This is a genomic window from Plantactinospora sp. BB1 (assembly GCF_003030385.1).
Classification (GTDB): domain Bacteria; phylum Actinomycetota; class Actinomycetes; order Mycobacteriales; family Micromonosporaceae; genus Plantactinospora.
This window is the reverse complement of the sequence record NZ_CP028159.1, coordinates 3,280,133-3,295,943: the sequence shown is the minus strand read 5'-3', so window position 1 is coordinate 3,295,943 and position 15,811 is coordinate 3,280,133. Positions and strand designations below refer to the sequence as shown.

Genomic DNA, 15,811 nt, shown 5'->3' with positions numbered 1-15,811 from the left:
CTCCTCACTCCGAGGTCGTGCGGGCAGCACCCGCAGCGACCTCACTCGTGCACTTGAAGCCTGGTCATTTCTGGGACTTCATCGTGTGCTCATGTCGGTCGTCCTACCTTGCTCGGGTTCCGTCGCGTCGATCCCGCCCGGCCGGATGGCCGGTCATGGTCGTCGACGCCTTGGACGTGCTCGGCCAACTCACTCGCGTCAGGTACGCCAGCGATACGCAGCGCCCGCCCGAAGGCGCGTCGCCGCACTGCCAGCGTGAAGCAGGCCGGATCGGGATGCAGGTGTGCTCCCCTTCCCGGCAGCTTACGGGTCGGATCGGGTCGGAGGCTGTGACCAGTCTCATTGCCGACCGCGACAATCCGCAGCAGCTGGCCGGCCGGCGCCCGTTGCCGACAGCCCACACAGGTGCGCTCCGGCTCCGCGCGTCGTACCACTGGGAAAGTCTACCCCTACCCGGCCGAGATCGCTCCGTCCGCCTCGGCTGCGTGATCAGGACCGCCCTGCCGACCGGCCGACGCCTGGGTCGGCATCTGCTCCGTATCGGGCCGGATGTCGATCCGCCAACCGGTCAACCGGGCCGCCAGTCGGGCATTCTGCCCCTCTCGGCCGATCGCCAGCGAGAGCTGGAAGTCCGGCACGGTCACCCGGGCCGTCCGGGTCGCCGCGTCGACCACCTCGACCCGGAGCGCCTTGGCCGGCGAGAGGGCGTTGCCGACGAACTGGGCCGGATCGTCCGACCAGTCGATGATGTCGATCTTCTCACCGTGCAGCTCGCTCATCACCGCCCGGACCCGCTGCCCCATCGGGCCGATGCAGGCGCCCTTGGCGTTCACCCCGGGCACGGTGGACCGGACCGCGATCTTGGTCCGGTGGCCGGCCTCGCGGGCGATCGCGGCGATCTCCACGGTGCCGTCGGCGATCTCCGGGACCTCCAGGGCGAAGAGCTTCTTCACCAGGTTCGGGTGCGACCGGGAGAGGGTGATCTGCGGGCCACGGAAGCCCTTGACCACGTGTACGACGACGCAGCGGATCCGCTGACCGTGCTCGTACAGCTCGCCGGGGACCTGCTCGGCCTGCGGCAGTACCGCCTCGACCTTGCCGAGGTCGACCGAGACGATGCCCTTCTCACTGCGCGCCTCGTGCGCCTGCACCACCCCGGTGACCAGGTCGCCGTCCCGGCCCGCGTACTCGCCGAAGTGCACCTCGTCGGTGGCCTCGCGGAGCCGTTGCAGGATGACCTGCTTGGCGGTCATCGCGGCGATCCGGCCGAAGTCGTGCGGAGTGTCGTCGAACTCCCGGATCACCGTACCGTCGGCGTCCTGCTCCTGGGCGTAGACCAGGGCGGCGCCGGTCTTGCGGTCGATCTCGACCCGGGCGTGCGCCTGGGCCCCCTCGGTGTGCCGGTACGCCGTCAGCAACGCGGTCTCGATCGCCGCGAGAATCGTGTCGAACGGGATCTCCCGCTCGCGCTCCAGGGCGCGCAACGCCGCGAGGTCGATGTTCACCTCTCCTCGCCCTCCACATCTTCGTCGTCGCCGTTGTCGACGTCGTCATAGTCATCATCGCCGGCAGCGGTCAGATCGTCGTCGGCGATCTCGTCCAGCCGGCTGAACTCCACCTGGACCCGCCCCGGCCCGAGGTCGGGGTACGCCCAGCCGACCGGTCCGGCGTCGGTCTCCAGCACCACCCGCTCGTCGTCGGCGGCGACCACCCGGGCGGTCAGCTGCCGGTCCGCGGGTGCCGCCGGACGCTCCCCGGCGCCGCCGCCCCGCTCGGTGCGCTCCCCGGGGCCGCGTACGGTCACCTTCACCAGCCGGCCCACGTTGCGCCGCCAGTGCCGGGGCTGGGTCAGCGGCCGGTCCACGCCGGGCGAACTCACCTCGAGCTGGTATTCCCCGGCGACCAGGTCGCCACCGGTCTCCTCCGCCTGGTCGAGCGCCTTGGAGAGGAGCCGGGAGACGTCGGCCACGGCGTCGAGGCTGACCCCGCCGTCGCCGTCCACGATCACCCGGACGACGTACCGGCGGCCGGCCCGGGACACCGAGAGGTCCTCCAGGTCGTAGCCGGCGGTGTTCACCACGGGCTCGATCACGGCACGGAGCCGGAGCCGACGCGCGGACTGGTCCTCGCGGGGACGGTCCGGAGCCCGGTGGCCCGCCCTGGGCCGACCGGTGTTCCGGCCACGCTGCGTCATCTCCGCCCCTCTCTCGTGATCGCCGGCTGGCGCCCGGCAGCCACACCGGCGTGCCACCGGACTGAAGCGTCCGGCGGCTGCGCAGAGCGTAACGCGCTGGCCGCCCGAGAGCCCGATCGGCGCACCGACGACCGGCCGTGCTGACCGTGCCGACCCCGTCGGCCGCACCGATGGTGTTGACTTGCCGGGTGCGGACCGGCAACACGAACCAGACGATCGGCGCGGCGGGGCGGTCCCGACGCGAGATGATCCGGGCGGTCGGCCTGGCGGCACTGGTCGGTGCCGCCGGCCCCCTCACCGGCTGCGGTCTCTTCGGCGGCGAGCCCGACCCGCCGCCCGAGCCGGACCCGCTGACACCGTTGATCGGCGGCGCCCTCGACCTCGCCGCCCGGCACGAGGCCGCGTTCGCCGCCTTTCCGGAGTTGGCCGACCGGCTCCGGCCGATCGCCGAGGCGCACCGGGCGCACGCCGCCGAGCTGTCCCGGGTGACCGGCGCCGCGCTGCCGACCGCCACCGCCACCGCCCCGACCGCCGGCGCCGACCCCGGCGCCGCCAGCGCCTCGGCGGCCCTGGCCGGGCTGCGGGAGGCCGAACAGCAGGGCCGGGACGCCGCCGCGAAAGCCTGCACCGAGGCGCCCGCCGGCCGGGCCGCGCTGGTCGGTTCGATCGCCGCAGCCCGGGCGACCCATCTGGAGGTACTGCGGTGAGCGGACGCGACGGGGCGCGGGAAGGGGTGGCGTGATGTCCGAGGCACTGGCGGCGGCGCTGGCCGCCGAGCACGCGGCGGTCTACGCGTACGGGCTGATCGGGGTACGCCTCTCCGGTGCCGCCGCTGAACAGGCCCGCTCCGCCGAGGCGGCACATCGCGGCCGGCGGGACGCGCTGGTGCTGCTCCTCACCGAGCGGGGCGGCCCGGTGCCGGCGCCCGAGCCGGCGTACGCGCTGCCGTTCGCCGTCACCGACGAGGCCGGGGCGCTGCGGCTGGCGGTCGAGGTCGAGGAGCGGACCGCGGCGGTCTGGCGGGCCGCGCTGCCGGCGACCGAGGGCGCCGAGCGGAGCCGGGCGCTGGACGGGCTCACCGACGCGGCGGTCCGGGCCACCCGGTGGCGCGGGACGGCCGGGGTCAGCCCGGCCACCGTGCCGTTCCCGGGCCGCCCGGCCTGACCCGCGGGCCCGGGCCCGCCCCGGATCGCGGTGTCGGCGGACGGTGGCGACGCCACAGCCGGCACACTGTACCGATGTCCGCTCTGGGAAGACCGGTCTCCGCCCTCGGCCGGGCCGTACGCCGGCTCGGCCACGCGCGCTGGTTCGCCGCCTGCACCCCGTTGCTGGTCCCGGCCGACCGGCTGGTCGCCAGGCTGACCCGGGGCCGGGTGGTGGCGCTCGGGCTGGTGCCGTCACTGCTGATCACCACCACCGGGCGGCGGTCCGGGCGGCCACGCAGCAATCCGCTGCTCTACGTGCCGGACGGCGACGCCTTCGTGGTGACCGGCTCGAACTGGGGTCGCCCCGAGCAGCCCGCCTGGGCGCTCAACCTGCTCGCCGACCCGGCCGCCACGGTCACCGTCGACGGCACCCGGATACCGGTCCGGGCCCGGCTGGCCCAGGGCGCCGAGCGGGAGCGGCTCTGGGCGCTGTTGGTGGCCGAGTGGCCGGCGTACCGGACCTACGTTCGCCGGGCCGGCGGCCGGGACATCCGGGTCTTCCGACTCGAACGGACCTCCACCGAGGGGTAGCTCGGCTCCGGGGCGGCCGTCAGCTCACGCCGACGCCGATGAGCCGGCCGACAAGGTACGTCGCGGCGGTGGCCGCCGCGCCGAGCAGCAGTTGCCGGCCACCGCTGACCCACCACCGCCGCTTGGTGAACCGGGCGACGACCGCACCCGCGACGAAGAGGCCGAGACCGCCCACGCCGAGCGCCAGCCAGAGGCTGGAGAAGCCGAGCAGATAGGTGATCAACGGCACCACGGCACCGACGGAGAAGCAGAGGAAGGAGGAGAAGGCGGCGGTCCACGGGCTGGGCCGCTCGTCGGCGTCGACGCCCAACTCCTCCTGGACGTGCACCCGGAGCGCCTCGTCCGGGTTGTGCCGCAGCACCTCGGCGACCTGCTCGGCCAGGTGCCGGGGCAGCCCCCGCTGCACCCACGTCTCGACGAGTTCCCGGGCCTCGCCGGCCGGGTTCCGCTCCAGCTCGCGGCGCTCCTTGGCGACCTCGGCGGCCACCTGCTCGTTCTGCGACTGCACGCTGGTGTATTCGCCGAGCCCCATCGAGATCGCCCCGGCGACCAGCCCGGCGAAGCCGGTCAGCACGATGTTGCGCGGCGCGACCCCGCCACCGCCGACGCCCGCGATCAGCGCGATGTTGGTGACCAGGCCGTCCATCGCGCCGAAGACGGCGGGGCGCAGCCAGCCGCCGGAGACGTCCGCGTGGTGGTGCTCGCTGACCGGGGTGGCCGCGTCCGTCACCGGTGCCCGTCCGTCACGGCAGGGTGAGGATCTCGTGGCCGTCCTCGGTGACCACGATGGTGTGCTCGAACTGCGCCGTCCAGCGCCGGTCCTTGGTCACCACGGTCCAGCCGTCCTCCCACACGTCGTACTCGTGGGTGCCGAGGGTGATCATCGGCTCGATCGTGAACGTCATCCCCGGCTCCATCACGTCGGTCGGCCGGGGGCTGTCGTAGTGCGGCACGTAGAGCCCGCTGTGGAACGCCTCGCCGATGCCGTGCCCGGTGAAGTCCCGGACCACCCCGTAGCCGAACCGCTTGGCGTACGACTCGATCACCCGGCCGATCACGTTGATCTGCCGGCCCGGGGCGACCGCCCGGATGCCCCGCATCATCGCCTCGTGGGTCCGCTCCACCAGCAGCCGGGCCGGCTCGGCCACCTCGCCGACGCAGAAGGTGGCGTCGGTGTCCCCGTGCACCCCGTCGAGGTACGCCGTCACGTCGACGTTGATGATGTCGCCGTCCATCAGCACGGTCGAGTCCGGGATGCCGTGGCAGATCACCTCGTTGAGGCTCGTGCAGCACGACTTCGGGAAGCCCTTGTAGCCGAGGGTGGAGGGGTAGGCGTTGTGGTCGATCAGGAACTCGTGCACCACCCGGTCGATCTCGTCGGTGGTGACGCCGGGCTTGCAGTGCTCACCGGCGAGCTGGGTGGCCTGGGCGGCGATCCGGCCGGCGACCCGCATCTTCTCGATCGTCTCGGCGGACTGCACGTGTGAACCGCGCCACTCCTTCGGCCGCTTCTTGCCGACGTACTCGGGGCGGACGATGTGGGGCGGCACCTGGCGCCACGGGGAGAGCGTGCCGGGGGTCAACGGCGCACGGACGGTCATGACTTCCACCCTAACGTCGGCGCCGGCACGCACTCACGCTTCGGTGACCCGGACGACAGCCGCCCGTCGCCGCGCTCACAGCGGGGTGACGTAGGCGCCGGTGATCCCCCCGTCCACGACGAACTGGGCGGCGGTCATGAACGAGGCGTCGTCGCTGGCCAGGAAGGCGACCGCGGCGGCGATCTCCTCGGGTTCGCCGAACCGCCCCATCGGTACGTGCACCAGCCGCCGGGCGGCCCGCTCCGGGTCCTTGGCGAAGAGTTCCCGCAGCAGCGGGGTGCCGATCGGCCCGGGGCAGAGCGCGTTGACCCGGATCCCCTGCCGGGCGAACTGCACGCCGAGTTCCCGGGTCAGCGCCAGCACCCCGCCCTTGCTCGCCGTGTAGGCGATCTGTGAGGTGGCCGCCCCCATCAGCGCGACGAAGGAGGCGGTGTTGACGATCGAGCCCTTGCCCTGGCGGAGCATGTGCGGCAGCACGTACTTGCAGCAGAGGTAGACGCTGGTGGTGTTGACCCGGATCACCCGCTCCCAGGCGTCCAGGCCGGTGGTCAGGATCGAGTCGTCCTCCGGCGGGGAGATGCCGGCGTTGTTGAACGCGATGTCGATCCGGCCGCGCCGGGCCGCGACCTGGTCGAAGAGATCGCGTACCTGTGCCTCGTCGGCCACGTCGCAGGCCACGAACTCGCCGTGCACCTCGTCGGCGGCGGCCTCTCCGGCCTCGGCGGCGACGTCGACGCAGACCACGTACGCGCCCTCGGCGGCGAACCGCCGTGCCGTGGCCAGCCCGATCCCGCTGCCCGCACCGGTCACCACCGCCACCCGCCCGGCCAGTCGGTCACTCGTCACCATCGCGGCCCGTCCTTCCGTCGCTGGCCCGTTCCGGCATCCTCGCCGAACGGCGGCCCCTGGTCGAGTACCGTTCGGCCGCTAGGCTGCCCGGCAGGGGCACGGAAGCGGGGTGGTCCGGATGGACGAGGATCGGGGCGAGGTCGTCCTCTACTGGCGACCGGGGTGCCCGTACTGCATGAAGCTGCGGTTCCGGCTGCTCTTCACCCGGCTGCCGGTCAGGAAGGTGAACATCTGGCGGGATCCGGACGCGGCGGCCTTCGTCCGCTCGGTGGCGGACGGCAACGAGACCGTGCCGACGGTGACGGTTGCCGGCCACCCGATGGTCAACCCGTCCCACCGCCAGCTCCTCGCGGCGGTACGCGAGCACGCCCCGCATCTCCGCAACGACCAGGGCTGAGGTTCTGCCGGTTCCGCCGCCACTTCTGCCGGTGACACGCCGCTGCGACAGGGTTACTCTCGGCGCGGTCATTTCCGGCGGTACCCGGAGCACTGTGGAGCAAGCATGGCGAACAAGCTCATCCTCACCGCGGACCTCATCCGGACCCAGTTGCGGCTGATGCGCACCAACGCCGAACTGAGCCAGGACGAGTACGGCAAGCTGGCGCACTTCTCCGGCTCGATGGTGTCGGCGGTCGAACTCGGCCAACGTCCACTGGACGCCGACTACCTGGCGCGAGCGGACAAGATCTTCAAGACCGGAAACCTGTTCGTGTCGCTGCTGTCGCTCGCCGAGCGGGACGGCGAGCCGATCTGGTTCCGCCCCTGGCTCGACGCGGAGCGGGTGGCGAAGCAACTCCGCTGCTTCGAGCCCAACCTGATTCCCGGCCTCCTCCAGACCCCCGCCTACGCCCGCGCGATCCTTCGCGGCGCGGACGACACCCGCACCGAGGAGGAGGTGGAGACCCTCGTCAATGCCCGGATATCCCGGCAAGCGATCCTGACTCAGGAACACCCACCGCAGTTCGTCGCCGTGATCGAGGAGACGGCGTTGCGCCGGTTCGTCAATGGCTACGAGAAGGTGATGGCCGAGCAGCTCCTTCACCTGCTCAACATGGCCGAACGCCCACACATCCATGTGCACGTGCTTCCTTCCAACGCCGGCTTGCATGCGGGATTGAGCGGTCCATTCGTGCTTTCCCGGTCCGAGGAGGGCGGCTGGGTCGGGCATCTGGAGAACCAACTCGGCGGGTCCGTGGTCGACCGGACCGAGGACGTGGAAGCTCTGCTGGGAAGGTGGGAGAGTGTCCGGAACGTAGCGCTGCCGGCCGGGCAGTCGCTCGGCCTGATCAAGGAGATCGTGCGGCCATGGATCTGACGAAGGCGAACTGGCGGAAGTCCACCCGCAGCGGCGGCAGCGGCGGGAACTGCGTCGAGGTGGCCGACAACCTGCCGGGGGTCGTACTCGTGCGGGACAGCAAGGACCGGGACGCCGGCACGCTCGCCTTCGACGCCGACGCGTGGCGAGCGTTCGTCGGGTCGGCGAAGGGCCGTTGAGCACGACGACGCCGCCGTGACCGTCCGGCCCGGCGACGCCGTCGGCGTACTCCTGATCAGTCCCGTATCCGGACCGTGACGTTCGCGGTGTCGCTGCGGCCGTTCTGGCTGAGCCGGTAGCTGAAGGTGTCGGCCAGGCCGTGCGCGGCGGTGCGCTCGTAGACCAGTTCCCGGCCGGAGGCGGACCGGGTCACCCGGCCGTACCGGGGCTGCCCGGTCACCGACAGCGCCGCGTTCCAACTCGCGTAGTCGTTGGCCCGCACCGCGAGCACGTTCGGCCGGCCCCGCCACGCGTCCACCCGCTCGCCGTTGGCCAACGGTGCCTCGACGAAGGTCTGGTCCCCCCGGTTGATCCGCACCGACACGACGCTCGGGGTGCGGAGTTCCACGTCGGGTCGACCGTCCCGGTCCGCGTCGACGACCCGGAACGTCTCGTACTCGTCCTCGCCGGCCAACTGCACCTTGGTGCCGTCGCCGAAGGCCGCGACGAAGCCCTCGTAGGGCCGCTCCGCGCCCTCGATGTAGTGCAGCACCACGTCCATCCCGCCGTCGCCGTCGAAGTCGGCGATGTGGTAGCCGCGATTGTTGCCCCAGTGGCTCGGCGCTCCGGGGACCAGCCGACCGGCAGGGGTGTTCCGGTAGGTCTGGAAGCCGTCCGGATCGTCGGTGACGACGTAGATGTCGCGCAGCCCGTCGCCGTCGAAGTCGGCCGAGTGGATGCCGCCGGGACGGCACACGAACCGGTGTGTGGCGATCGGACGGTACTCCCGGAGTACCAGCGTGCAGTAGCCGAGGCTGTTCGACGGCCCGTTGAACCAGGCGAGTACGAGTTCCGGCGTGCCGTCGCCGCCGAGGTCGACGTACTCCCCGGTGTCGGGGCAGTCGATGATCCGGCCGGTGAAGCCCGGCAGCCGGTAGTAGTGGTCGGTCACCGGGCCGTACCCGCCCTGCGGCAGCCCGTGTGCCACGGAGATCCGGCACCGGTCGCCGGAGCCACCGGAGGTCACCCGGTCGACGCGGCCGTCGCCGTTCATGTCGCCGTGGATCGGCTGGAACGCGCCGGCGGCCCCGGCCGGGGCCGGGATCGCGGCGGCCAGCGTACCGGCGCAGAGCAGCACGGCGAGCCAGCCGTGCGGACGTCTTCCAGCGGTCCGCGTGCGGCGCTCCCCGAGCACCGCACCGACCGGTCTTCTCCTGCGGTCCATCCCCACCGACCCTCCCCTGTTCGCCGAGGTCAGCGACGCTGTCCACGGCTGACAGTGCTGTGTGAGCAGCAGGCTAGGAGCGGGCGACCCGGGACGGCAGGCAACTAACCGCATTCCGACAGTCACACAGCGTTGTCGACGCCTCTCGCTGACGACTACCCGTCAGTGGCCAGGAAGACGTTCTTGACGTCGGTGAACGCGTGCAGGGCGTCCGGGCCCAACTCCCGGCCCAGGCCGGAGCGTTTCATCCCGCCGAACGGCGTCCAGTAGCGCACCGACGAGTGCGAGTTGACGCTGAGGTTGCCGGACTCGACGCCCCGGGCCACCCGGATCGCCCGGCCCAGGTCGCGGGTCCAGATCGAGCCGGAGAGGCCGTACTCGGTGTCGTTGGCCAGCGCCACCGCCTCGGCCTCGTCGTCGAAGGGGAGCACCGAGACGACCGGCCCGAAGATCTCCTCCCGCCAGTGCCGCTCGGCCGGCGAGCGGGCCAGCAGGACCGTCGGGGCGTACCAGAAGCCGGGCCCCTCGGGGCAGCCACCGGTGAAGGCGACCTCGGCACCGTCGACATGGGAGGAGACGGATCGGCGCTGTCCGGCCGAGATGAGCGGGCCCATCTCCGCCGTCTCCAGCGCCGGATCCTCGACCCGGAACGCCTTGACCGCCGGCTCCAGCAACTCCAGGAAGCGGTCGTACACCTGGCGCTGCACCAGGATCCGGGACCGCGCGCAGCAGTCCTGGCCGGCGTTGTCGAAGACCGCGTACGGCGCGGTCGCCGCCGCCCGCTCCAGGTCCGCGTCGGCGAAGACCAGGTTGGCGCTCTTGCCGCCGAGTTCCAGGGTCAGCCGCTTCACCTGGGCGGCACAGCCGGCCATGATCCGGGTACCCACCTCGGTCGAGCCGGTGAAGCAGATCTTCCGGACCGCCGGATGCGCCACGAACGTCTCGCCCACCACACTCCCCCGGCCCGGCAGCACGGTGAGCACGTCCGGCGGCAGCCCGGCGTCGAGCGCCAGCTCGCCGAGGCGGAGCGCGGTCAGCGGGGTCAGCTCGGCCGGCTTGAGCAGTACCGTGTTGCCGGCGGCGAGCGCCGGGGCGAACCCCCAGCCGGCGATCGGCATCGGGAAGTTCCACGGCACGATCACCCCGACCACGCCGAGCGGCTCGTGGAAGGTGACGTCCAGCCCGCCCGGCACCGGGATCTGCGCCCCGGTCAGCCGCTCCGGCGCCCCGGCGTAGTAGTCGAGCACGTCCCGGACGTTGCCGGCCTCCCAGCGGGCGTTGCCGACGGTGTGCCCGGCGTTGCGCACCTCCAGTTCGGCCAGCTCCTCGACGTGCGCGTCGACGACGGCGGCGAACCGGCGCAGCAGCCGGGCCCGGTCGCCCGGCGACACCCGACGCCACGAATCGAACGCCCGGGCCGCCCGGTCGACCGCCGCCGCCGTCTCGGCCGCGCTCGTCTGCGGCACCGTCGCCACCACCAGCCCGGTCGCCGGGTTGACCACCTCGGTGACGTCGGAGTCCCCGGTGCCGGAACCGGTGGCGTCAGAGTCGTTCGAAGCCACGCCGCAGCTCCCAGTCCGTCACCGCCGCGTCGAAGGCGGCCAACTCCACCCGCGCCTGGTTGGCGTAGTGCGCCACCACCTCGGCCCCGAACGCGTCGGCGGCCAGCGGCGAGGCCGTCCAGCGGTCGAGGGCGTCCCGCAGCGTGCCCGGCACCCGGGGCGCGGACTCGTCGGCGTACGCGTTGCCGGCGAACTCCGGCTCCAGCTCCAACTCCGCCTCGATCCCGTGTACCGCCCCGGCGACCAGCGCCGCGATCGCCAGGTACGGGTTGACGTCCGCCCCGGGCAGCCGGTTCTCCACCCGCATCCCCTGGCCGTGCCCGACCAGCCGCAGCGCGCAGGTGCGGTTGTCGGTGCCCCAGCGCAGCGCGGTCGGGGCGAACGAGCCGGGCTGGTAGCGCTTGTACGAGTTCACGTTCGGCGCCATCAGCAGGCTGAAGTCGGGGATCGTCGCCAGCAGCCCGGCCAGCGTCCGGGTGCCGGTCGGCGACAGCCGGGCCGGGCCGTCGCCGAGCATCGCCGACCGCCCGTCGGTGCCGCGCAGCGAGAAGTGGATGTGGCAGGAGTTGCCCTCCCGTTCGTTCGGCTTCGCCATGAAGGTGATCGACATACCCTCCTGGGCGGCGATCTCCTTCGCCCCGTTCTTGTAGACGACGTGGTTGTCGGCGCAGGTCAACGCGTCGGCGTACCGGAAGGCGATCTCGTGCTGGCCGAGGTTGCACTCGCCCTTGGCGCTCTCCGGGGTCAGCCCGGCGCCGGCCATCTCGACCCGGATCCGCCGCAGCAGCGGCTCGACCCGGGCGGTACCGAGCAGCGAGTAGTCCACGTTGTAGAGGTTCGCCGGGGTCAGCTCGCGGTAGCCCCGGCGCCAGGCGTCCTCGTAGGAGTCGCGGTAGAGCACGAACTCCAGCTCGGTCCCGGCGTACGCGGTCAGCCCGTGCGCGGCGAGCCGGTCGAGCTGGCGGCGCAGGATCTGCCGGGGCGAGGCGGGGACCTCCCCGCTGCCGTCCGGCCAGCGCAGGTCGGCCAGCAGCATCGCGGTGCCGGGCTGCCAGGGGACCCGGCGCAGCGTGCCGAGGTCGGGGACCATCGCCAGGTCGCCGTAGCCGCGTTCCCAGCTCGACATCGCGTACCCGTCGACGGTGTTCATCTCCACGTCCACGGCGAGCAGGTAGTCGCAGCCCTCGCTGCCGTGCCGGAGCACCTCGGCGAGGAAGTACGGCGCGTGGAACCGCTTGCCCTGGAGCCGCCCCTGCATGTCGACCAGGGCCAGGACCACCGTGTCGATGTCGCCGCTGTCGACCGCCACCCGGAGCGCCTCCAGGCTCAGCGACGGAACCCTGGCTCTCATGCCCGGTCCCCGTCCGCCGCGCCCGCCCGGTCCGCAGCCGGGGTGCCGGGGGCCGGACCGTCCGGGGCCGGGTCGTGGATGTCCGGGTCGGGGATGTCCGGGTCGGGCTGGGCGACGGTCGGCACCACGTTCTGCCGGGGGCCGGTGAACCAGTGCCGGGCGCCGAGCAGCCACCAGAGCCCGGCCGCGCCGAGCACCACCGCGACCGCCACGATCGTGTAGTTGAAGGTCGTCGCGGTGATCGGCGCGGTGGTGGGGAGCACGAAGAGTACGCAGATCACCGCCACCCAGCCGATCGCCAGCCAGCCGACCAGCGGGCTCCACCGGCCCAGGTTCCACGGGCCGGGGCGGAAGTCCGGGCTGCGGCGGCGCAGGAAGACCGGCCCGACGTACGCGATGTAGAGGCCGATCACCGCGATCGAGGTGGCCGCCAGGTAGGCGGTGGTGTTCCAGAGCGACGGCAGCACCAGCAGGCTGGAGCAGGCCACGCAGAGCCAGATGGAGTTGGTCGGGGTGCCGGTGCGCGGGTTGACCCGGCGCCAGATCGCCGAGCCGGGCAGCGCGCCGTCCCGGCTGAAGGCGTACGCCATCCGGGAGTTGGCGGTGACCGAGGCCATCCCGCAGAAGAACTGCGCCACCACGCAGATGAAGAGCAGGAAGGTGCCCGTGGTCTGGCCGGTGGCGTCGATGAAGATCTGGGCCGGCGGGAGCCCGAGTTCGGTCTGCCGCTGGGCGTCGTAGTCCCGGATCGACCAGGTGATCGCGACCAGCAGGAAGAAGCCGGCGATCACCGAGACCACCACCGACATCACGATGCCCCGGGGTGCCGCCCGGGCGGCGTCGTGGGTCTCCTCGGCCACGTGCGCGCTCGCGTCGTAGCCGGTGTACGTGTACTGCGCCATCAGCAGCCCGATCAGTACGGCGTAGACCGCCGCGCCGGTGAAGTCGAAGCCGGTGGCGTTGCGTACCTCGAAGAAGACCTCGGAGATCGGCTTGTGCTGGTCCGGCACGATCGCCAGTACCCCGACGATGACCGCCACCCCGACCAGGTGCCACCAGGCGCTCACGTCGGAGAGCAGCCGGACCAGGTTGACGCCGAAGGTGTTCAGCAGGCCGTGCGCGACGATGATCACCAGGAAGACCACGAAGGTGCGTTCCGGGGTGACCGCCAGGTCGAAGGTGAGGCTGAGGAAGGCCGAGGTGGTGATCGCCGCGCCGAAGTCGATCGCGGCGGTGACCGCCACCTCGCCGAGGAAGTTGAACCAGCCGATGAACCAGGCCCAGGCCGCCTTGTTCCGTTTGGCCAGCGCCGCCGCCCACCAGTAGAGCGCCCCGGCGGTCGGGTAGACCGAGCAGATCTCCGCCATCGCGAGCGCGACCAGGGTCACCATGCCGCCGACGAAGAGCCAGCCGAGGGTGATCGCCAGCGGGCCGCCGGAGTTCATCGCGATGCCGTAGGACGTGATCGCGCCGGCCAGGATCGAGATGATCGAGAACGAGACCGCGAAGTTGGAGAAGCCGGAGAGTTTCCGGCGCAGTTCCTGCTGGTAGCCGAGTTCGGCGAGGCGCTGCTCGTCGAGGTCGACCCCGGGGTCCACCGGCGTACGCGGCGGCGGGACGGCTGTGCTCATCGGCGTCTCCTTGGTCCGGCTCCGGGGTGGGACGCGAAGTGTGACCGGCGTCACGCCTCTGTTCGAGATCGTGCGCCTCCCGAAGATCCACGTCAACCGATGCCGACCGAGTGACCGAGATCACGCTTCCGCCCAGGGCGTCGAGCCGACCATTTGAAGAAGTCTTCAATTGCTCATATGCCGGTTCCGCTGTACCAGGCCAAGGCCGAGTTCTTCCGGATGCTCGGGCATCCGATCCGAATCCGCGTACTCGAACTCCTCGGCGACGGTCCCCGACCGGTCCGCGAACTGCTCGCCGAGACCCAGGTGGAGGCGTCCAACCTCTCCCAGCAGCTCGCGGTGCTGCGCCGGGCCGGGATCGTGGTCTCCAGCCGGGACGGCGCGACCGTCGTCTACGCCCTCGCCGGCCCGGACGTGGCGGACCTGATGCGAGCCGCCCGGCGGATCCTCACCGAGATGTTGCAGGGCCAGGCCGAACTGCTGGCCTCCCTGACGGTGGAACCCGAGTGAGCGTCGACCGTGCGGGCCGGGAAAGGCTCCTCGGCCTGCTGCCCGGCCGGGCCGACCTGGCCGCCGTACGCCGGAATCCCCGCGCCGACCTGCTGGCCGGGCTCACCGTCGCGGTGGTCGCCCTCCCGCTGGCGCTCGGCTTCGGCGTCGCCTCCGGGCTCGGCGCCGCCGCCGGACTGGCGACCGCCATCGTGGCCGGCTCGCTCGCCGCCGTCTTCGGCGGCTCCAACCTCCAGGTCTCCGGGCCGACCGGGGCGATGACCGTCGTACTCGTGCCGATCGTCGCGCAGTACGGGCCCGGCGGGGTACTCACCGTCGGGCTGCTCGCCGGCCTGATCCTGGTCGGCCTCGCCGTCGCCCGGGCCGGGCGGTACGCCCGGTTCGTGCCCGCCCCGGTGGTGGAGGGCTTCACCGCCGGCATTGCGGTGATCATCTTCCTCCAGCAGGTTCCGTCCGCGCTCGGCGTGCCGGCACACGGTGAGCAGGTCCTCGCGGTCGCGGTACGCGCGGCGGCGGCCTTCGCCGCGCAGCCGCACTGGCCCTCGGTGGCCTTCTCGGCCGGCGTCGCGGCCCTGGTGCTGGTCGTGCTGAGGTGGCGACCCCAGGTGCCGGCCGCCCTGCTCGCCGTCGGGGCGGCGACCGTCGGCGCCCAGGTGTGGCACGTCGACGTCGCCCGGATCGGCGCGCTGCCGGCCACCCTGCCCCAGCCCTCGCTGGCCTTCCTCCGGCTCGACGCCGTCGGCCCGCTGCTCACCTCGGCGGTCGCCGTCGCGGCGCTGGCGGCCCTGGAGTCGCTGCTCTCCGCCACCGTCGCCGACGGGATGCGGCGCGGCGAGCGGCACCACCCGGACCGGGAACTCTTCGGGCAGGGCATCGCCAACATCGTCACGCCGCTCTTCGGCGGGGTACCGGCGACCGCCGCCATCGCCCGCACCGCCGTCAACGTACGGGCCGGAGCGGTCTCCCGGCTCGCCGCGCTGTCGCACGCGCTCGTCCTCGCGGTGATCATGCTCGCGGCCGCCCCGCTGGTCGCCGGCATCCCGATCGCGGCGCTCGCCGGGGTGCTGCTGGCGACCGCCGTCCGGATGGTGCACCTGGGCACCTTGCGCGCGCTGGCCAGGGCCGGCCGCTCCGACGCGCTCGTCCTGGTGCTCACCGCCGGCGCCACGGTGCTGCTCGACCTGGTGGCCGCCGTACTCCTCGGCCTGGTCGTCGCCGGGGGCCTGGCCCTGCGCAAGGTCGCCGGCTCCCTGCGGGTCGACCGGGTACCGCACGACGAACACCTGCCGCACTTCGCCGTGTACCGGCCGACCGGACCGCTCTTCTTCGCCGCCGCCCATCACCTGCGACAGGCGCTCTCCCACATCGACGGGGTCGACGTGGTGCTGTTGCGGCTCTCCCGGGTCACCGCCATCGACGCCTCCGGCGCGCTGGCGCTGCGCGAGGCGGTCGAGGACCTGCACGACCGGAACATCACCGTGCACGTCTCCGGAATCCGGCCCGAGCACCGGCGGGCCCTGGCCGCGCTGGGCGTACTGGCCCTGCTCCGGGAGCGGGTGCACGCCGACGCCCCGGCCGCGATCGCCGCCGTACGGTCGGGCTGACCCGCCGTCCGAGGCGGCCCCGCCGCCCGACACGGCCCGGCCCGGCAGCGTCCTGGCGTGTCGGTACTTGATTT

General features: G+C 72.6%; 18 protein-coding genes. 8 read left to right on the top strand and 10 right to left on the bottom strand.

Going from position 1 to position 15,811, the window contains the following annotated elements:
* Positions 1-89: 89 nt before the first annotated feature.
* From C6W10_RS14405 to rimP, 3 genes are read right to left on the bottom strand one after another with little or no spacing between them, the layout of a single operon-like run.
* Positions 90-434, bottom strand: coding sequence for a YlxR family protein (locus C6W10_RS14405; RefSeq protein ID WP_107258524.1), 345 nt, complete (start codon positions 432-434; stop codon positions 90-92).
* 15 nt (positions 435-449) lie between these two features.
* The gene (nusA, locus tag C6W10_RS14400) at positions 450-1,505 is read right to left on the bottom strand and encodes a transcription termination factor NusA (protein ID WP_107258523.1); all 1,056 of its coding nucleotides are present in this window, start codon (positions 1,503-1,505) and stop codon (positions 450-452) included.
* The gene (rimP, locus tag C6W10_RS14395; RefSeq protein WP_107258522.1) at positions 1,502-2,194 is read right to left on the bottom strand and encodes a ribosome maturation factor RimP; all 693 of its coding nucleotides are present in this window, start codon (positions 2,192-2,194) and stop codon (positions 1,502-1,504) included. The genes nusA and rimP overlap by 4 nt, the downstream gene beginning before the upstream one ends.
* 245 nt (positions 2,195-2,439) lie before the next feature.
* Here rimP and C6W10_RS14390 point away from each other — a divergent pair, with 245 nt between their 5' ends.
* From C6W10_RS14390 to C6W10_RS14380, 3 genes are all read left to right on the top strand, one after another.
* A complete protein-coding gene (locus C6W10_RS14390) occupies positions 2,440-2,901 on the top strand; it encodes a hypothetical protein (RefSeq protein ID WP_107263940.1) in 462 nt (153 codons plus the stop codon).
* Positions 2,902-2,935: 34 nt separating this feature from the next.
* A complete protein-coding gene (locus tag C6W10_RS14385; protein WP_107258521.1) occupies positions 2,936-3,358 on the top strand; it encodes a ferritin-like domain-containing protein in 423 nt (140 codons plus the stop codon).
* A 74-nt stretch (positions 3,359-3,432) separates the two neighbouring features.
* Complete coding sequence (locus C6W10_RS14380) at positions 3,433-3,930, top strand: nitroreductase/quinone reductase family protein (protein ID WP_107258520.1); 498 nt, start codon at positions 3,433-3,435, stop codon at positions 3,928-3,930.
* A 19-nt stretch (positions 3,931-3,949) separates the two neighbouring features.
* Here the strand turns inward: C6W10_RS14380 and C6W10_RS14375 are convergent, their stop codons facing one another.
* From C6W10_RS14375 to C6W10_RS14365, 3 genes are all read right to left on the bottom strand, one after another.
* Positions 3,950-4,660 (bottom strand): VIT1/CCC1 transporter family protein, encoded by a 711-nt coding sequence (locus C6W10_RS14375; RefSeq protein ID WP_107258519.1) that lies wholly within the window; start codon positions 4,658-4,660, stop codon positions 3,950-3,952.
* 13 nt (positions 4,661-4,673) lie between these two features.
* The gene (map, locus tag C6W10_RS14370; protein WP_107258518.1) at positions 4,674-5,531 is read right to left on the bottom strand and encodes a type I methionyl aminopeptidase; all 858 of its coding nucleotides are present in this window, start codon (positions 5,529-5,531) and stop codon (positions 4,674-4,676) included.
* A gap of 75 nt (positions 5,532-5,606) precedes the next feature.
* Positions 5,607-6,380 (bottom strand): 3-oxoacyl-ACP reductase, encoded by a 774-nt coding sequence (locus C6W10_RS14365; protein ID WP_107258517.1) that lies wholly within the window; start codon positions 6,378-6,380, stop codon positions 5,607-5,609.
* Between the two features lie 118 nt (positions 6,381-6,498).
* On the opposite strand from C6W10_RS14365, the gene C6W10_RS14360 reads away from it, so the two are divergent.
* From C6W10_RS14360 to C6W10_RS14350, 3 genes are all read left to right on the top strand, one after another.
* Positions 6,499-6,777, top strand: coding sequence for a glutaredoxin domain-containing protein (locus C6W10_RS14360; RefSeq protein ID WP_107263939.1), 279 nt, complete (start codon positions 6,499-6,501; stop codon positions 6,775-6,777).
* A 105-nt stretch (positions 6,778-6,882) separates the two neighbouring features.
* Complete coding sequence (locus tag C6W10_RS14355; RefSeq protein ID WP_107258516.1) at positions 6,883-7,695, top strand: DUF5753 domain-containing protein; 813 nt, start codon at positions 6,883-6,885, stop codon at positions 7,693-7,695.
* A complete protein-coding gene (locus tag C6W10_RS14350; protein ID WP_107258515.1) occupies positions 7,686-7,874 on the top strand; it encodes a DUF397 domain-containing protein in 189 nt (62 codons plus the stop codon). Before C6W10_RS14355 ends, C6W10_RS14350 begins: the two co-directional genes overlap by 10 nt.
* A 56-nt stretch (positions 7,875-7,930) precedes the next feature.
* Here the strand turns inward: C6W10_RS14350 and C6W10_RS14345 are convergent, their stop codons facing one another.
* From C6W10_RS14345 to C6W10_RS14330, 4 genes are all read right to left on the bottom strand, one after another.
* The gene (locus C6W10_RS14345) at positions 7,931-9,079 is read right to left on the bottom strand and encodes a VCBS repeat-containing protein (protein ID WP_234361904.1); all 1,149 of its coding nucleotides are present in this window, start codon (positions 9,077-9,079) and stop codon (positions 7,931-7,933) included.
* A 155-nt stretch (positions 9,080-9,234) separates the two neighbouring features.
* Complete coding sequence (locus C6W10_RS14340; RefSeq protein ID WP_304598540.1) at positions 9,235-10,641, bottom strand: aldehyde dehydrogenase; 1,407 nt, start codon at positions 10,639-10,641, stop codon at positions 9,235-9,237.
* Positions 10,622-11,992 carry a glutamine synthetase family protein gene (locus C6W10_RS14335; RefSeq protein ID WP_199853367.1) on the bottom strand — a complete coding sequence of 457 codons (1,371 nt, stop codon included), beginning with the start codon at positions 11,990-11,992 and terminating at the stop codon, positions 10,622-10,624. The genes C6W10_RS14340 and C6W10_RS14335 overlap by 20 nt, the downstream gene beginning before the upstream one ends.
* Complete coding sequence (locus tag C6W10_RS14330) at positions 11,989-13,623, bottom strand: amino acid permease (protein ID WP_107258513.1); 1,635 nt, start codon at positions 13,621-13,623, stop codon at positions 11,989-11,991. Before C6W10_RS14330 ends, C6W10_RS14335 begins: the two co-directional genes overlap by 4 nt.
* Positions 13,624-13,800: 177 nt before the next feature.
* On the opposite strand from C6W10_RS14330, the gene C6W10_RS14325 reads away from it, so the two are divergent.
* Positions 13,801-14,133: a helix-turn-helix transcriptional regulator gene (locus C6W10_RS14325; protein ID WP_107258512.1), complete on the top strand. Its 333-nt coding sequence runs from the start codon at positions 13,801-13,803 to the stop codon at positions 14,131-14,133.
* Complete coding sequence (locus C6W10_RS14320; protein WP_107258511.1) at positions 14,130-15,737, top strand: SulP family inorganic anion transporter; 1,608 nt, start codon at positions 14,130-14,132, stop codon at positions 15,735-15,737. The genes C6W10_RS14325 and C6W10_RS14320 overlap by 4 nt, the downstream gene beginning before the upstream one ends.
* Positions 15,738-15,811 lie beyond the last annotated feature (74 nt).